14 protein-coding genes and 1 pseudogene are annotated in these 15,039 nt (G+C 64.6%); 11 read left to right on the forward strand and 4 right to left on the reverse strand.

Features of this window, described 5'->3' with window-relative positions; all coding sequences use genetic code 11:
• Positions 1 to 142: 142 nt before the first annotated feature.
• From chpT to ACVWY3_RS36470, 7 genes and pseudogenes are all read left to right on the forward strand, one after another.
• The gene (gene chpT, locus ACVWY3_RS36440) at positions 143 to 796 is read left to right on the forward strand and encodes a histidine phosphotransferase ChpT (RefSeq protein ID WP_456842764.1); all 654 of its coding nucleotides are present in this window, start codon (positions 143 to 145) and stop codon (positions 794 to 796) included.
• 197 nt (positions 797 to 993) lie between these two features.
• Entirely contained in the window at positions 994 to 3,849 is a 2,856-nt protein-coding gene (locus ACVWY3_RS36445; protein ID WP_456842765.1) for a chemotaxis protein CheW, read from the forward strand.
• 80 nt (positions 3,850 to 3,929) lie between these two features.
• Positions 3,930 to 4,400: a chemotaxis protein CheW gene (locus tag ACVWY3_RS36450; RefSeq protein ID WP_456842766.1), complete on the forward strand. Its 471-nt coding sequence runs from the start codon at positions 3,930 to 3,932 to the stop codon at positions 4,398 to 4,400.
• A gap of 73 nt (positions 4,401 to 4,473) precedes the next feature.
• On the forward strand, positions 4,474 to 4,839 hold the full coding sequence (locus ACVWY3_RS36455; RefSeq protein ID WP_007600538.1) for a response regulator: 366 nt from the start codon (positions 4,474 to 4,476) through the stop codon (positions 4,837 to 4,839).
• Between the two features lie 74 nt (positions 4,840 to 4,913).
• Positions 4,914 to 6,108 (forward strand): annotated as a pseudogene (locus ACVWY3_RS36460) (protein-glutamate methylesterase/protein-glutamine glutaminase).
• The gene (locus ACVWY3_RS36465; RefSeq protein WP_456842767.1) at positions 6,105 to 6,977 is read left to right on the forward strand and encodes a CheR family methyltransferase; all 873 of its coding nucleotides are present in this window, start codon (positions 6,105 to 6,107) and stop codon (positions 6,975 to 6,977) included. Before ACVWY3_RS36460 ends, ACVWY3_RS36465 begins: the two are co-directional and overlap by 4 nt.
• Before the next feature lie 260 nt (positions 6,978 to 7,237).
• Positions 7,238 to 7,708, forward strand: coding sequence for a hypothetical protein (locus ACVWY3_RS36470; RefSeq protein WP_456842768.1), 471 nt, complete (start codon positions 7,238 to 7,240; stop codon positions 7,706 to 7,708).
• A gap of 156 nt (positions 7,709 to 7,864) precedes the next feature.
• Here the strand turns inward: ACVWY3_RS36470 and ACVWY3_RS36475 are convergent, their stop codons facing one another.
• From ACVWY3_RS36475 to ctrA, 4 genes are all read right to left on the reverse strand, one after another.
• Complete coding sequence (locus tag ACVWY3_RS36475; protein WP_456842769.1) at positions 7,865 to 9,025, reverse strand: glutathionylspermidine synthase family protein; 1,161 nt, start codon at positions 9,023 to 9,025, stop codon at positions 7,865 to 7,867.
• Between the two features lie 3 nt (positions 9,026 to 9,028).
• A complete protein-coding gene (locus ACVWY3_RS36480) occupies positions 9,029 to 9,421 on the reverse strand; it encodes a hypothetical protein (RefSeq protein ID WP_456842770.1) in 393 nt (130 codons plus the stop codon).
• 1 nt (position 9,422) lies between these two features.
• Complete coding sequence (locus tag ACVWY3_RS36485) at positions 9,423 to 9,827, reverse strand: DUF350 domain-containing protein (protein ID WP_456843542.1); 405 nt, start codon at positions 9,825 to 9,827, stop codon at positions 9,423 to 9,425.
• A gap of 160 nt (positions 9,828 to 9,987) precedes the next feature.
• Entirely contained in the window at positions 9,988 to 10,689 is a 702-nt protein-coding gene (gene ctrA, locus ACVWY3_RS36490) for a response regulator transcription factor CtrA (protein ID WP_016848562.1), read from the reverse strand.
• 400 nt (positions 10,690 to 11,089) lie between these two features.
• Between ctrA and fliI the strand changes: the two genes are divergently transcribed.
• From fliI to ACVWY3_RS36510, 4 genes are all read left to right on the forward strand, one after another.
• The gene (fliI, locus tag ACVWY3_RS36495) at positions 11,090 to 12,415 is read left to right on the forward strand and encodes a flagellar protein export ATPase FliI (protein ID WP_456842771.1); all 1,326 of its coding nucleotides are present in this window, start codon (positions 11,090 to 11,092) and stop codon (positions 12,413 to 12,415) included.
• Positions 12,416 to 12,536: 121 nt separating this feature from the next.
• Positions 12,537 to 12,956: a flagellar export protein FliJ gene (gene fliJ / locus ACVWY3_RS36500; protein ID WP_011084990.1), complete on the forward strand. Its 420-nt coding sequence runs from the start codon at positions 12,537 to 12,539 to the stop codon at positions 12,954 to 12,956.
• 316 nt (positions 12,957 to 13,272) lie between these two features.
• Positions 13,273 to 13,818 carry a sigma-70 family RNA polymerase sigma factor gene (locus tag ACVWY3_RS36505; RefSeq protein ID WP_456842772.1) on the forward strand — a complete coding sequence of 182 codons (546 nt, stop codon included), beginning with the start codon at positions 13,273 to 13,275 and terminating at the stop codon, positions 13,816 to 13,818.
• A gap of 74 nt (positions 13,819 to 13,892) precedes the next feature.
• Positions 13,893 to 14,936, forward strand: a complete 1,044-nt coding sequence (locus ACVWY3_RS36510; RefSeq protein WP_456843543.1) for an anti-sigma factor — start codon at positions 13,893 to 13,895, stop codon at positions 14,934 to 14,936.
• The last annotated feature ends 103 nt before the right edge of the window (positions 14,937 to 15,039 follow it).

Genomic DNA, 15,039 nt, shown 5'->3' on the forward strand with positions numbered 1-15,039 from the left:
AGCCCTTTATGGCCGCTTCGAGCCTATCGCAAGCTAGCTGCCACGGGCTGGCGAATGTTAGAACCCGCAGCATCCGTCAAGCATGCGTGATTCGCGGCGTCCAGCGCCGCGCAATTCCAGGAACCCTCCAGGACCCCTTTATATGTCTGACGCCTCGTCGCCCGCGACCGCTACTGCTCCCGATATGCTCGAACTCGCCGCGCTGCTGTGCTCGCGGGTCTGCCACGATCTCATCAGTCCCGTCGGCGCCATCGTCAACGGACTCGAAGTGCTTGACGACGATCCCAAGCCGGAAGATCGCGAATTCGCGCTCGACCTCATTCGCAAGAGCGCCAAGACGGCCTCCGCCCGCCTCCAGTTCTGTCGTCTCGCCTTCGGCGCAGCCGGCTCGTCCGGTGCGCAGATCGACCTCGGCGACGCCCAGACCATGGCGCGCGGCCACATCGAGGATGGCAAGTGCGCGATCACGTGGAATCTGCCGCGGCTCCTGCTGCCGAAGAACCGCGTCAAGCTGCTGCTCAACATGCTGGTCGTCGCCCAGCATACGATTCCACGCGGCGGCATGCTGACGGTCGATCCGATCGGCGAGGGCGAGACCATGAGCTTCCGCATCACCGCGACCGGACACAATGCGCGCCTGCCGCAGAACATCTCCGAGCTCCTGAGCGGCGAGCGGGGACCTGCCGCGGATGCGCACGCGATCCAGCCTTATTACACGCGCCTGCTCGCAGAGGCCTGCGGGCTCAGCGTGAAGCTCGCGCCGGAAGGCGAAGCCATCATCGTTACCGCTTCGTAAACGCGCCCATCGGGCCTGAAGCGTTAATCCAATCTTGACGAGGCGCTTCGGCTTGTCCGGAGCGCCTTATCTCTTTGTTGGTTCCGTTCTTTTGCACATACTCAACCATTATTAAACGCTTTGCGGTGAAGCTGGCCTCATTCCGAAATGGCGCATCACGCCGCGTGCGCGCCCTCGCTGTATGAAGGCCTGTTTTCATGGATGATCTGTTGCGGGAGTTCTTGACGGAGACCAGCGAGAGCCTGGACACCGTTGACAATCAGCTGGTGAAGTTCGAGCAGGAGCCGAACAACGCCAAGATCCTGGATAACATCTTCCGCCTGGTCCACACCATCAAGGGCACCTGCGGCTTCCTCGGCCTGCCGCGGCTCGAAGCGCTGGCGCATGCCGGCGAGACCCTGATGGGCAAATTCCGCGACGGCATGCCGGTAACCGGGCAGGCCGTGACGGTGATCCTGTCCTCGATCGACCGCATCAAGGAGATCCTCGCCGGCCTCGAGGCGACCGAAGCCGAGCCCGAGGGCAACGACCGCGATCTCATCGACAAGCTGGAAGCGATGGTCGAGCAGGGCATGGCGGCGATGTCAGCGTCGGCTTTGCCGATCGCGTCAGGCTCGGCGCAGCCGATGCCGGCCGCGGGAAGCTCTGCTCCTTTTGCCGAAGCGCCGCCGCTGGTGCCGGACGCACCTGGTGCCGAAGCCAAGCCGGCCCCGGCAAAAGAGATGACCACCGGCTCGCTGGTCGAGCAGACGCTGGAGCGTCCGCTGCGTCCGGGCGAAGTCTCGCTCGACGAGCTCGAGCGCGCCTTCCGCGAGACCGCGATCGAAGCGCCGGTCCCCGCCCCGGTGGCCAAGGCCGAGCCCGCGCCGGCTGCCGAAGCGCCTGCCGCCAAGCAAGCAGCGAAGCAGGCCAAGGAAACCGCCAAGCCCGCCAAGGAGAAGGCCGCGCCGAAGAAGTCGATGGCCGACGAGAGTGCCGGCGAGGGCGACCGCGTCGCCAACCAGTCGATCCGCGTCAACGTGGATACGCTGGAGCATTTGATGACCATGGTCTCCGAGCTGGTCTTGACCCGCAACCAGCTTTTGGAGATCTCCCGCCGCAACGAGGACACCGAGTTCAAGGTGCCGCTGCAGCGCCTCTCCAACGTCACCGCCGAGCTGCAGGAAGGCGTCATGAAGACGCGCATGCAGCCGATCGGCAACGCCTGGCAGAAGCTGCCCCGCATCGTCCGCGACCTCTCCAGCGAACTCGGCAAGCAGATCGAATTGGAGATGCACGGCGCCGACACCGAGCTTGACCGCCAGGTGCTCGACCTGATCAAGGACCCGCTCACCCACATGGTGCGCAACTCCGCCGATCACGGCCTCGAGACCCCCGCCGAGCGCTTGGCGAGCGGCAAGGGCGAGCAGGGCACCATTCGCCTGTCCGCCTACCACGAGGGCGGCCACATCATCATCTGCATCGCCGACAACGGAAGAGGCCTCAACACCGAGAAGATCAAGGCCAAGGCGCTCTCGTCCGGTCTCGTCACCGAGGCCGAGCTCGAGAAGATGAGCGAAGCGCAGATTCACAAGTTCATCTTCGCGCCGGGGTTTTCCACCGCGGCCGCCGTCACCTCGGTCTCCGGCCGCGGCGTCGGCATGGACGTGGTCCGCACCAATATCGACCAGATCGGCGGCACCATCGACATCAAGTCGGTGGCCGGCGAAGGCTCCTCCGTCACCATCAAGATCCCGCTGACCCTCGCCATCGTCTCCGCGCTGATCGTGGAAGCTGCCGGCGACCGCTTTGCGATCCCGCAGCTCTCGGTGGTCGAGCTGGTCCGCGCCCGCGCCAACTCCGAGCACCGCATCGAGCGCATCAAGGACACCGCGGTGCTGCGCCTGCGCAACAAGCTCCTGCCGCTGATCCATCTCAAGAAGCTGCTCAAGATCGACGACGGCGCGGCCTCCGATCCCGAGAACGGCTTCATCGTGGTGACGCAAGTGGGCAGCCAGACCTTCGGCATCGTCGTCGACGGCGTGTTCCACACCGAAGAGATCGTGGTCAAGCCGATGTCGACGAAGCTGCGCCACATCGACATGTTCTCCGGCAACACCATTTTGGGCGACGGCGCCGTCATCATGATCATCGACCCCAACGGCATCGCCAAAGCGCTCGGCGCCTCCGGCTCCTCGGCCCATGACATGGCCGACGAGGCCGCCGGCCATCACGTCGGCTCGGGCGAGCAGACCACCTCGCTGCTGGTGTTCCGCGCCGGCTCGTCGCAGCCCAAGGCGGTCCCGCTTGGCCTCGTCACGCGCCTGGAAGAGCTGCCCGCCGACAAGATCGAGTTCTCCAACGGCCGCTACATGGTGCAGTACCGCGAGCAGCTGATGCCGCTGGTCGCCATGGAGAGCGTCACCATCGCGAGCCAGGGCGCCCAGCCGATCCTGGTGTTCGCCGACGACGGCCGCTCCATGGGCCTCGTCGTCGACGAGATCATCGACATCGTCGAGGAACGGCTCAACATCGAGGTCGGCGGCTCCTCCTCCGGCATTCTCGGCTCGGCCGTGATCAAGGGCCAGGCCACCGAAGTGATCGACGTCGGCCACTTCCTGCCGATGGCGTTCGCCGACTGGTTCACCCGCAAGGAGATGAAGCCGTCGATGCATTCGCAGTCGGTGCTGCTGGTCGACGACAGCGCCTTCTTCCGCAACATGCTGGCGCCCGTGCTGAAGGCGGCCGGCTACCGCGTCCGCACCGCGCCGACCGCGCAGGAGGGCCTCGCTGCCCTGCGCGCGCAAAGCTTCGACGTGATCCTGACCGACATCGAGATGCCTGACATGAACGGGTTCGAGTTCGCGGAAGTGATCCGCTCCGACAACAACCTCGCGGCCACGCCGATCATCGGCCTGTCGGCGCTGGTGTCGCCGGCGGCGATCGAGCGCGGCCGGCAGGCCGGCTTCCACGACTATGTCGCCAAGTTCGACCGTCCCGGCCTGATCGCGGCGCTGAAGGAGCAGACCGCGGGCGCGGCCGGCGCCTCCGAGCTGAGCCGGGCAGCGGCCTAGAGCATGATCCGGAAAAGTGTGAAGCGGTTTTCCGATCAGATCATGCTCAAAACCTAAGGAACGGGACGAGGAGTTCGCCAATGAGCAAGAAGACCCAGTCCGCCGAAGGCGCCATGGTCGAATACGTCACCGCGATGATCGGCGGCCAGCTGTTCGGCCTGCCGATCTCGCGCGTCCAGGACGTGTTCATGCCCGAGCGCGTCACCCGCGTGCCGCTCGCCTCCCGCGAGATCGCGGGCGTGTTGAACCTGCGCGGCCGCATCGTCACCGTGATCGACATGCGCGCCCGTCTCGGCCTGCCCAAGGCCGAGGACGGCAAGGCGCCGATGGCGGTCGGCGTCGATCTGCGCGGTGAATCCTACGGCCTTCTGATCGACCAGATCGGCGAGGTGCTGCGCCTGCCCGAGGACGGCAAGGAGGAAAACCCCGTCAACCTCGATCCCCGCATGGCCAAGCTCGCCGGCGGCGTCCACCGTCTCGAGGGCCAGCTCATGGTCGTCCTCGACGTCGACCGCGTGCTCGAGCTCGCGCCCGAGATGATGGCGGCCTGATACGGCAGCAAGCGCCGCCAACGACTTGCAATCGGAAGTGCCCCCGGCAAAGGGGGAGGAAGCAGAGGTTCACATGCGAACTTGTCTCGTCGTTGATGATTCCAGCGTCATCCGCAAGGTTGCGCGCCGGATCCTGGAGGGCCTCGACTTCCAGATCCTCGAAGCCGAAGACGGTGAGAAGGCGCTGGAGGCCTGCAAGCGCGGTCTGCCCGATGCGGTGCTGCTCGACTGGAACATGCCCGTGATGGACGGCTACGAATTCCTCGGCCACCTGAGGCGCATGCCGGGCGGCGACCAGCCGAAGGTGGTGTTCTGCACCACCGAGAACGACGTCGCGCATATCGCGCGCGCGCTGCACGCCGGCGCCAACGAGTACATCATGAAGCCGTTCGACAAGGACATCGTGACGGCGAAATTCCAGGAAGTCGGCCTGATCTGAGCGAACGCCCGGAGGCTGAACGGATCCTTCGGCGATTGTTTCAACTGAACCGTTTCAGTCTGAGTTGGTGAGTAATGAGTGTTGCGTTCGCAGGTAATTCGACCACGGGTCCCTCGCGCGAAGCCGGGCCGCTGCGGGTGATGATCGTCGACGATTCCGTCGTCATCCGCGGTCTGATCTCGCGCTGGATCGGTGCCGAGCACGACATGGAGGTCGCAGCCTCCTTGCGCACCGGACTCGAGGCGGTCAACCAGCTCGAACGCATCAATCCCGACGTTGCCGTGCTCGACATCGAAATGCCCGAGCTCGACGGCCTATCGGCGCTGCCGCGACTGCTGGCAAAGAAGCGCGACCTCGTCATCATCATGGCTTCGACCCTGACCCGCCGCAACGCGGAGATCAGCTTCAAGGCGCTGTCGCTCGGCGCGGCCGACTACATTCCGAAACCGGAATCGACGCGCGAGGCGCAGGCCGCGGACATCTTTCATCATGACCTGATCCAGAAGATCCGTCACCTCGGCGCGCGGCTGCGCCGCAAGACCGCCATTGCGAGCCCGCCGCTGGCGCCCGCGAGCCCGGCTCCGGCCGCACGCGGACCTATCGTTGCGCGGCCTGCTGCGCCGGCGCCGACCGTGCATGCGCCGTCGTCAGGAGCGCTGTCGACACGCCCGTTCTCGACTCAGGTTCCGAAGGTGCTGCTGATCGGCTCCTCGACCGGCGGCCCGCAAGCGCTGATGGCGCTCGTCACCGAGCTTGGCTCGGTGATCGACCGCTTCCCGGTGCTGATCACCCAGCACATGCCGCCGACCTTCACCACCATTCTCGCCGAGCATCTGGCGCGTTCGAGCCGCCGGCCGGCAGCCGAGGCGGTCGATGGCGAGCCGGTGAAGCCGGGACGGATTTATCTGGCGCCCGGCGGCAAGCACATGCGAGTCGCGCGCAGCGGTGCGGACGTCGCGATCGCGCTCGATGACGGGGCCGGCCGTCAATTTCTGCAAGCCCGCGGTCGATCCGTTGTTCACCTCCGCCATCGACATCTGGCACGGCGGCATTCTCTCGGTGATTCTGACGGGCATGGGCTCGGACGGCATGCGCGGCGGCAAGGACATCGTCGCGGCCGGCGGCAGCGTGATCGCGCAGGACGAAGCCTCCAGCGTGGTCTGGGGCATGCCGGGCGCGGCTGCCAATGCGGGCATCTGCGCGGCGATCCTGCCGCTCAACCAGATCGGCGCCAAGGTCAACCGCCTGTTTGCGGGAGACCGCTCGTGACGCCCGCAGATTACGATTATCTGCGCAAGTTCCTGAAAGAGCGCTCCGGCCTCGATCTCTCCGCCGACAAGCAGTATCTGGTGGAGAGCCGCTTGCTGCCGCTCGCGCGCAAGGCAAGTCTATCAGGCATTCCCGATCTCGTGCTGAAGATCAGGAACGGCGACGGCCGGCTTGCGACCGACGTGGTCGAAGCGATGACCACCAACGAGACCTTCTTCTACCGCGACAAGATCCCGTTCGATCATTTGCGCGAAACCATCCTGCCGGGCCTGATCCAGGCGCGCGCGGCGCGCAAGTCTTTGCGTATCTGGTCGGCGGCGTCCTCGACGGGGCAGGAGCCCTATTCGATCGCGATGTGCGTGAAGGAGATGGGCGCGGCTCTGGCCGGCTGGCGCATCGAGATCATCGCCACCGACCTTTCGCAGGAGGTGCTGGAGAAATCCAAGGCCGGCGTCTACAGCCAGTTCGAGGTGCAGCGCGGCCTGCCGATCCAGCACCTGATGAAGTACTTCACGCAAGTTGGCGAGCTCTGGCAGCTCAACGCCGACATCCGCGCCATGGTGCAGTTCCGCCAGCTCAACTTGTTGCAGGACTTCTCCCATCTCGGCACGTTCGACGTGATCTTCTGCCGCAACGTGCTGATCTATTTCGACCAGGACACCAAGGCGGTGATCTTCGAGCGGATGGCGAAGGGGTTGGAAGCCGACGGCACGCTGCTGCTTGGCGCCGCCGAATCCGTTGTCGGCATCACCGATGCATTCCGTCCCATCACCGAGCGCCGCGGTCTCTATCAGCTCAATCCCGCGCGCTCCGGCCGTCCGATGGGCGGATTGATGCCGCAGCCGCTGAAGGTTGCCGCGGCGAGGTGATTTGCCGCGCGGCGATCGGAGTGAGCGACGTTGTTGCGGATGACCGGCAGTACTTGCCGGCGCCTCCATTTGCGCGTGACGCATCACCAGCAATTGAGCAGCGCAGATTACTCCGCTACCGCGCAGCAGAACGCGCGCTGTGATGCGACGCGATCGCGACCCTCATCAGCATCTGGCGGTTGTGTTATGGTCCCGATCGTCCCGCCGGACCGAGGCGGGAATTCGTTCGACATCATGACCTATTTTGAGGAGGGCATACCATGCGAATGTCTTGTGCCTCTTATTTCCTGTTGGCGACGCTCTCGTTGCCCGCGACCGCTCTTGCTGGCGAGCAGGTGCTCGAATTCAAGCTCGTCACCAAGCCGGTGGACGTCAAGGTCACTGAAGTCGCGAATGTCGAAGGACAGACAGTCATGTCCGGCAAGATGTTCGGCGTTGCCTTCTTCAAGGACGGCCGTATCGCCGTGAAGGACTTCGTCAATTCCTCCGACTTGCTCAAGGGCTCAGGACCGATATTCGGCTACAGCACCTACACCTTCGACGATGGCTCCTCGATCACGGCGCGCTACACCGGCGCGGTCAAGGACGGAAAGGCAAAGGGCGAGTATACGATTTTGTCGGGCACCGGAACGTACGCAAACGCGACGGGCACGGGCGGCTTCGAGAGCGTGCAAAGTGGGTTCAAGGGCGCCGGCCTGTACGACGGAAGATTTATCGTCAAGACCCCGTAGAGCATGATCCGGAAAAGTGCGCAGCGGTTTTCCGAAGAGATCATGCTCAAACAACAACCTGAAGCGCGATAATGATTCATCCAAATCTATCGCGCTTTAGGCCGGCACGCGAAACTCGCGCTCGCGCGCCTTTGCCGATGAGGTCGCGAGCGCACTTCACAAAATCGCATGAGGAAGGAAGCGCGAGCGGTTGCCTGTGATCGGGCTCTCGTCCTCGCGGATCGACAGGCCGCACGGCACGTGGTTCACCAGCCAGCTTCCGATCACCGGATAGTTGCCTGAGAAATTCGGCAGCGGCGACAACGCCTGGCGTATGAAACCTTCAGCGCCATAGGGGCCCGCCTCCTCGTCGAGCGGCATGCCGCCGGAGATCAGCGTGACATTGGCGCCTTCGCGCGACAGCAGCGGCTTGCGCACATAAGAAGTCGCAAGCTCAGCGGCACGCGGATCATCTTCGAAGAAGGCAGGCAGCAGATTGGGATGATTTGGAAACATCTCCCAGAGCAGCGGCAGGATTCCCTTGTTGGAGAGCACCGCCTTCCATGGCGGCTCAAGCCAGCGTGTCGCTGCGCTCGCGAGCTTCGCACCGAAGGCATCCTGGAACATCCATTCCCAGGGATAGAGCTTGAAGGCGAGCGCGATATCGTCATTGTCGAGATCGATGAAGCCGCCGGGCGCATCGCGCCAGCCGACCTCCTCGATGTCGAGCAGCCTGGTCGAGAGCCCTGCCTGGCGTGCGGTGTCCTCGAGATAAGCCAGCGTGCCGGCGTCTTCGTCGTTCCCGGTCACGCCGGTGAGGTGAACATGGCGGCCAGCAGCGATCTCCGTCCATGCCGCGATCAGCCGCTCGTGGATCGAGTTGAACTGATCGGCGCGCGACGGGATGATGCGGCGTTCGATCGCCTGCTCGAGCCAGGTCCATTGAAACACGGCGGCCTCGAAGATCGAGGTCGGCGTATCCGCATTGTATTCGAGCAGCTTTGCCGGACCTTGGCCGTCGAACTTCAAGTCGAGCCGGCCGTAGAGGCTGCGGTCGTCGCGCTTCCAGCTTTCGGCGATGAAGCTCCAGAACGCTTCCGGGATCTTCAAACGCCGCAAATAGCGCTCATCGCCGATGACGCGGCCGGCGAGTTCCAGGCACATTGCGTCGATCTCGCCGGTCGGCGTCTCGATGCCGCGCTCGATCTCGTCAAGCGTGAAGGCGTAATAGGCGCGCTCGTCCCAATAGCGCTCGCCGTTAATGGTGTGGAAGGCGAAGCCGTATCGCGCTGCGGTCTCTCGCCAATCGTCGCGCTCGAGGCAGGCAATGCGTTGCATGGTTCAGCCGCCGCCGGAAAAGCCATGGCCGAACGAGCCGAAGCCGCCGCGGCTCACGCTGCTCGAGCCTGAATCCGACGACGTGCTCGACGGGGAGTGGCTCGATGAATCGGCGCTGAAGAAGCTTGAGCGCGACGACCCGCGCGAGCCGCCGCTGCCGCCTGCCGAACTGCTGCTGCTGCTCGTGCACGTCGTTGTCGTCTGCTCCGGCACGGCTCCGGGGGAGGGTTCGCAGGTCTGGCGCGGCATCAGCGTGTAGGCAGTGGTGCCGACCGCGATCGTGCCCATCACCAGCAGCGCGACATGGCCGGAGCGCTTCACCGGCGGCCGCGGAGGCGGCGGCTCAGCGGGCGGCCGGCGCTTGCCGAAATCCTTTTTGGCGGGTTTGTCGGCCATCTCAGTAGATCATGCAGGCCGCGTTCAGGAGGCCTGCCGCGAACGAGGACAGCCCGAGCCAGATCGCGGGCGCGAGCTCGCCGGCGGCGATCCGCGCCGACAGGTTCGGCACCGGCACCTTGACGAGAAACAGCACGATGATCTGCACGATCAGCGCGATGATCGCCCAGACCATGCAGTCCAGCACGTTGGCCGAATGCGCGATGGCGCTGACCAGCGGCGCCACGAAGCCGAGCAGACTGAGGCCGAGCGCGATCGCCGCGGCCGGCTCGTTGTCGCGGATCAGCTGAAACTCGTTGTGCGGGGTGATGCGTGTATAGACGAACAGATACGCCATGATGGCGGTCAGGCCGGTGCAGAAATAGACCAGGAAGGCGGGCAGGCCGGCAAGTGATTGCAGGATCATCGTTCCCCCGTCGTGCAGCGACCATTCGTCGGCCTCGGGAGGATAGCGGTTCAAAGATTAAGCTTCGGATGAAGCGTCCCAAAAAACAAAACCCCGCCATTTGCGGCGGGGTCGAGGCTGGAAGGAGCGAGCCCCATGGGCTCGCGACATAACCCTGAGATCAGGCGGGGATGCGCTCGTCGGCCTCGTGCGGCTCGCGCAGCACGTAGCCGCGGCCCCATACGGTCTCGATGAAGTTGCGGCCTTCGGAGGCGTTGGCCAGCTTCTTGCGGAGCTTGCAGATGAAGACGTCGATGATCTTCAACTCGGGCTCATCCATGCCGCCATAGAGGTGGTTGAGGAACATTTCCTTGGTGAGGGTCGTGCCCTTGCGGAGCGAAAGCAGCTCCAGCATCTGATATTCCTTGCCGGTCAGATGCACGCGCTGGCCGCCGACTTCCACCGTCTTGGTGTCGAGGTTGACAACGAGATCGCCGGTCTGGATGACCGACTGGGCATGGCCTTTGGAGCGGCGCACGATCGCGTGGATGCGGGCCACCAGCTCGTCCTTGTGGAAGGGCTTGGTCATGTAGTCGTCGGCGCCGACGCCGAGACCCTTGACCTTGTCCTCGATGCCGGCGAGGCCGGAGAGGATCAGAATCGGTGTCTTGATCTTGGAGACCCGCAGCTGCTTGAGCACGTCGTAACCGGACATGTCGGGCAGGTTGAGGTCGAGGAGAATAATGTCGTAATCGTATAACTTACCGAGATCGACGCCTTCTTCCCCCAAATCGGTCGTGTAGACGTTGAAGCTCTCCGACTTCAGCATCAGCTCGATCGACTGCGCGACGGCGCTGTCATCTTCAATCAGCAAAACGCGCATGCCAGTTCCCCATAGTCGCCGCTCCCGGGCGTCAGGTCGGCCGCATTCGCGGCACTCAACAAAACGCCTTTGAACAACTGATTCGGATCCTGACGACAGATGGTTAACAAATCCTGATTCTGGAACGCAAGTCCCCCCGGTGCAATTTTTGTCGAATCGCCCTAAGGTCTTGCGCGCGAAGCAGCTTTCGTCACCCGATTCCGTTCAAGCTCCACTTTAAGAGACGGCGCTAACCGACTCCCGCGACTCAGCCTTCTTCTGAAGGGGAGTCACGCTCAGTCACAAAGACAGTGACGCAATGATTAATGATGCGGGTAAACACGAAGTTAAGCGCCGTTCAGAAATATGGCGAAACTTAAGGTTTCCACGGTGAGGGCCAAATCATGAAGGCGCACACCTTATGAAGGCTTTGGCCGAACAGATCGGTGACATCGACGGCGTCAACATTTATGGCCGCGTGGTCGGCGTGCGCGGCCTGATGGTCGAGGTCGCCGGACCCATCCATGCGATGTCGGTCGGCGCACGGCTCGTGATCGAGACCGGCGCCAACCGGTCCATTCCTTGTGAGGTGATCGGCTTCTCCGGCAACAACGCCGTCGTGATGCCGTTCGCCGGTCTCGACGGCGTGCGCCGCGGTTGCAAGGCGGTGATCGCCAATGCCGCAAATCAAGTGCGGCCGTCGTCGGCCTGGCTCGGCCGCGTCGTCAACGCACTGGGCGAGCCGATCGACGGCAAGGGGCCGCTGCCGCAGGGTTCCTCGCCGATGCCGTACCGCAATTCACCGCCGCCGGCGCATTCGCGCAAGCGCGTCGGCAGCCCGCTCGATCTCGGCGTGCGCGCGATGAACACCTTCCTCACCTGCTGCCGCGGCCAGCGCATGGGCATCTTCGCAGGCTCCGGCGTCGGCAAATCGGTGCTGCTCTCGATGCTCGCGCGCAACGTCGATGCCGCGGTCAGCGTCATCGGGCTGATCGGCGAACGCGGCCGCGAGGTGCAGGAGTTCTTGCAGGACGATCTCGGCGAGGAGGGCCTCGCGCGTTCCGTCGTCGTGGTCGCGACCTCCGACGAGCCGGCGCTGATGCGCCGCCAGGCGGCGTATCTGACGCTCGCGGTCGCCGAATATTTTCGCGACGAGGACAAGGATGTCCTCTGCCTGATGGACTCGGTGACGCGCTTTGCGATGGCGCAGCGCGAGATCGGCCTCTCCGCCGGCGAGCCGCCGACCGCCAAGGGCTATACGCCGACAGTATTCACCGAACTGCCGAAGCTGCTGGAACGCGCTGGGCCGGGCCTGGGCGCGGGCGCCATCACCGCGATCTTCACGGTGCTGGTCGACGGCGACGACCATAACGAGCCGATCGCGGATGCGGTGCGCGGCATCCTCGACGGCCATATCGTGATGCAGCGCTCGATCGCCGAGCGCGGCCGCTACCCCGCCATCAACATCCTCAAATCCGTCTCCCGCACCATGCCGAAATCGGCCGATCCGCAGTTCTGGCCGATCATCCAGCGGGCGCGCCAGGTGATGGCGACCTATGCCGACATGGAGGAGTTGATCCGGTTAGGGGCCTACCGGGCCGGCTCCAGCCCGGAGGTCGACGAGGCGATCCGCCTGCACGAGCCGCTCGAGGCCTTCCTGCGCCAGCGCAAGGACGAAAATGCATCACTGGCGGACGGCTATCGCCAGTTGGCGCAAATCCTCGGTGATTTGGAAACGGAACGCTAACTTTGTCGCGTCATCATCCGATCCCACAGAGTAGCAGAGCCGGTCTTGGCCCAAATTGGGCCTGTGGGCAGACCGGTGTTGTCCCACGCGCAGCTAGGGGACTTCTGGGGAGTACGAGTCGATGAAGTCACGAGATACCCTCATCCGCCTGAAGAAGTTTCAGGTCGACGAGAAGCGCCGCCGCGTCACCCAGATCGAGACCATGATCGCTGACTTCCAGCGGATGTCGGTCGATCTCGAGCGCGAGATCCAGACCGAGCAGGAGCGCGCCGGGATCAACGATCCCTCGCATTTCGCCTATCCGACCTATGCCAAGGCCGCGATCCAGCGCCGCGAGAACCTGACTCGCTCGGCGGACGAACTCAAGGGCCAGCTCGACGAAGCCAAGGCCGCGCTGGCCGAGGCCTTCGAAGAGCTGAAGAAGGTCGAGCTGCTCGACGAGCGCGACCAGGCCCGCGAACGCGCCGAGGAGAACGCCCGCGAGCAGGCGGACCTCGACAGCATCGGCCTGATGCGCGCCCGCATCGGGGCCGTCGCCTGAAGGCGCCAGGGCATACCTGCTGGGAATTCACAAAACCCGGACCGCAAGGTCCGGGTTTTTGCATCTGCTGTCCACAGTGTGGCGCCGCGCCCACTTGGTGGTCGGCTTTGCCGCGCGCTATGGTAGCGGAAATGAATGCTGTGCCAGCGACGGCGGTGTCCACCTCTCCCTTGGGAGAGGTCGGCGCGGAGCGCCGGGTGAGGGGTGACGGTCTCCCGTTGGCCCTGCACCCCCTCACCCGATTTGCTGCGCAAATCGATCTCTTCCCGTCGGGGAGAGGTGAAGGGAAGCGACGGGCCGCGTTTCAGGGGGCTGAATGCTGACGCCGACAGAGCTGGTCGGGCTGATCGAGGCGGTGGCGAAGGGCGACCAGGCCGCGTTCGAGCGTCTCTACGTCGCCACGCGGGCGAAACTCTATGGCGTCGTGCTCCGTATCTTGCGCCGACAGGATCTCGCAGAGGAGGTCATTCAGGAGACCTATGTCAAGATCTGGAACGGGGCCGCCCAGTTCAATCCGGCCTTGTCGTCGCCGATCACGTGGATGGCGTCGATCGCGCGCAACCGCGCCATCGATATCATCCGCAAAAAGTCCGAAGTCTCCATCGAGGAAGAGCCTCAGGCGATGGAGGTTGCGGCCGACAGCCCCGATCCGCTGGCCCGGCGGGAGATGACGGAGGAATTGAAGCGGCTCCTGGAATGCATCGGCCGGCTCGAGCCGGATCGTCAGAGGCTCGTCCTTCTCGCCTATTACAACGGCTGGAGCCGCGAGCAGCTGGCGGAGAAATTTGCCGCGCCCGTCAACACGGTGAAGACGTGGCTGCGGCGCAGCATGTTGGATATCCGCGAGTGCCTCGGACTTTAGAGCATGACGAGAGTGTGTATGCTGACGCAGCGTTCTCGATTCACCGTTCCCTTCGGAAGAGGTGAAGGACAGTGATGGCCTACACGGAGGACCATATCGCGCTCGCCGCGGAATATGTGCTCGGTACGCTCGACGCCGAGGAGCGCGCGCAGGTCGAGACCATGATGGCGGTGGACAAGGCGTTCGCCGACATCGTGCAGGCCTGGTCTTATCGGCTCGGCGCCCTCAACCAGATGGTCGGCAATATCGAGCCGCGTCCGATCGTGTGGGAGAACATCAGGTCCGAGATCGAGCGCACAGCGCTTGCGCAGGGGCCGCCGGTCCCGTCCGCAGTCGAGCCGCCGCCACCTCCGCCGGCCGAAACGGCGCCGCCGGACTTTCCATCGGAGCAGACGCCGGAGCCGCAGCCTGCCGAGGCAGGGCAGCCCGAGACGATGCGCACCTCATCCGATGCGATTGGTGACATCGCGCCGGTCTTCATGCCGCAGGTCCACGCGCCCGATCCCGACGTCGTGCGCGTGCAGCAGGTGCCGATCGTCGACGACACCAACGTGATCTATCTCGAGAGCCGCGTGAAGCGCTGGCGCACCATTGCATCGTCCGTCGGTGCGCTTGCGGCCGCGCTGCTGGTGACGCTGTCGCTCCAGATCTTCCGGCCCGAGGCGCTGCCGGGCGCGTTGCGTCCCGCACCGCGCATCCAGACCGTGGAGGTGAAGACGCCGGCGGCGCCGCTCGCCGCCTCCGCGCAATACGTGGCGCTGTTGCAGGGCCAGGGCGGCGGCCCGGCCTTCATCCTCACCATCGACGGCGCGACGCGGAATTTCACCCTGCGCAAGGTCGGCGCGACGCCGGAGCCCGGCAAGAGTTTTGAGCTCTGGCTGATCTCCGACAAGCTGCCGCGTCCACGCTCGCTCGGCGTGATCGGCTCCGGCGATTTCACGGCACGTCCGGTGCTCGGATCCTACGATGCCGACGTCGTCAGCGGCGCCACCTACGCGGTCACCGTCGAGCAGGCCGGCGGCTCGCCCACGGGACAGCCGACCTCCGCGCCGGTGTTTTCCGGCAAGCTGATCGAGACCGTGCCGCCGTCCCAGCCGCAGGCGCCCGCGCAGAAGTAGGCGACTGAGCTGTTTTTCTGTCGTCACGGCCCATTCCGCCGTCGCATTCCGACAAATCCCGCCTCGATTTGAACCTCCCCGCAATTCGGGGCGTCAAATGCCC

The sequence above is a fragment of the Bradyrhizobium sp. USDA 4486 genome (assembly GCF_054057995.1).

Excerpts from the sequence above, each read along its gene's own strand:
- chpT (WP_456842764.1), top strand. The coding sequence starts at position 143 with ATGTCTGACGCCTCGTCGCCCGCGACCGCTACTGCTCCCGATATGCTC.
- ACVWY3_RS36445 (WP_456842765.1), top strand. The coding sequence starts at position 994 with ATGGATGATCTGTTGCGGGAGTTCTTGACGGAGACCAGCGAGAGCCTG.
- ACVWY3_RS36450 (WP_456842766.1), top strand. The coding sequence starts at position 3,930 with ATGAGCAAGAAGACCCAGTCCGCCGAAGGCGCCATGGTCGAATACGTC.
- ACVWY3_RS36455 (WP_007600538.1), top strand. The coding sequence starts at position 4,474 with ATGCGAACTTGTCTCGTCGTTGATGATTCCAGCGTCATCCGCAAGGTT.
- ACVWY3_RS36470 (WP_456842768.1), top strand. The coding sequence starts at position 7,238 with ATGCGAATGTCTTGTGCCTCTTATTTCCTGTTGGCGACGCTCTCGTTG.
- ACVWY3_RS36475 (WP_456842769.1), bottom strand. The coding sequence starts at position 9,025 with ATGCAACGCATTGCCTGCCTCGAGCGCGACGATTGGCGAGAGACCGCA.
- ACVWY3_RS36480 (WP_456842770.1), bottom strand. The coding sequence starts at position 9,421 with ATGGCCGACAAACCCGCCAAAAAGGATTTCGGCAAGCGCCGGCCGCCC.
- ACVWY3_RS36485 (WP_456843542.1), bottom strand. The coding sequence starts at position 9,827 with ATGATCCTGCAATCACTTGCCGGCCTGCCCGCCTTCCTGGTCTATTTC.
- ctrA (WP_016848562.1), bottom strand. The coding sequence starts at position 10,689 with ATGCGCGTTTTGCTGATTGAAGATGACAGCGCCGTCGCGCAGTCGATC.
- fliI (WP_456842771.1), top strand. The coding sequence starts at position 11,090 with ATGAAGGCTTTGGCCGAACAGATCGGTGACATCGACGGCGTCAACATT.
- fliJ (WP_011084990.1), top strand. The coding sequence starts at position 12,537 with ATGAAGTCACGAGATACCCTCATCCGCCTGAAGAAGTTTCAGGTCGAC.
- ACVWY3_RS36505 (WP_456842772.1), top strand. The coding sequence starts at position 13,273 with ATGCTGACGCCGACAGAGCTGGTCGGGCTGATCGAGGCGGTGGCGAAG.
- ACVWY3_RS36510 (WP_456843543.1), top strand. The coding sequence starts at position 13,893 with ATGGCCTACACGGAGGACCATATCGCGCTCGCCGCGGAATATGTGCTC.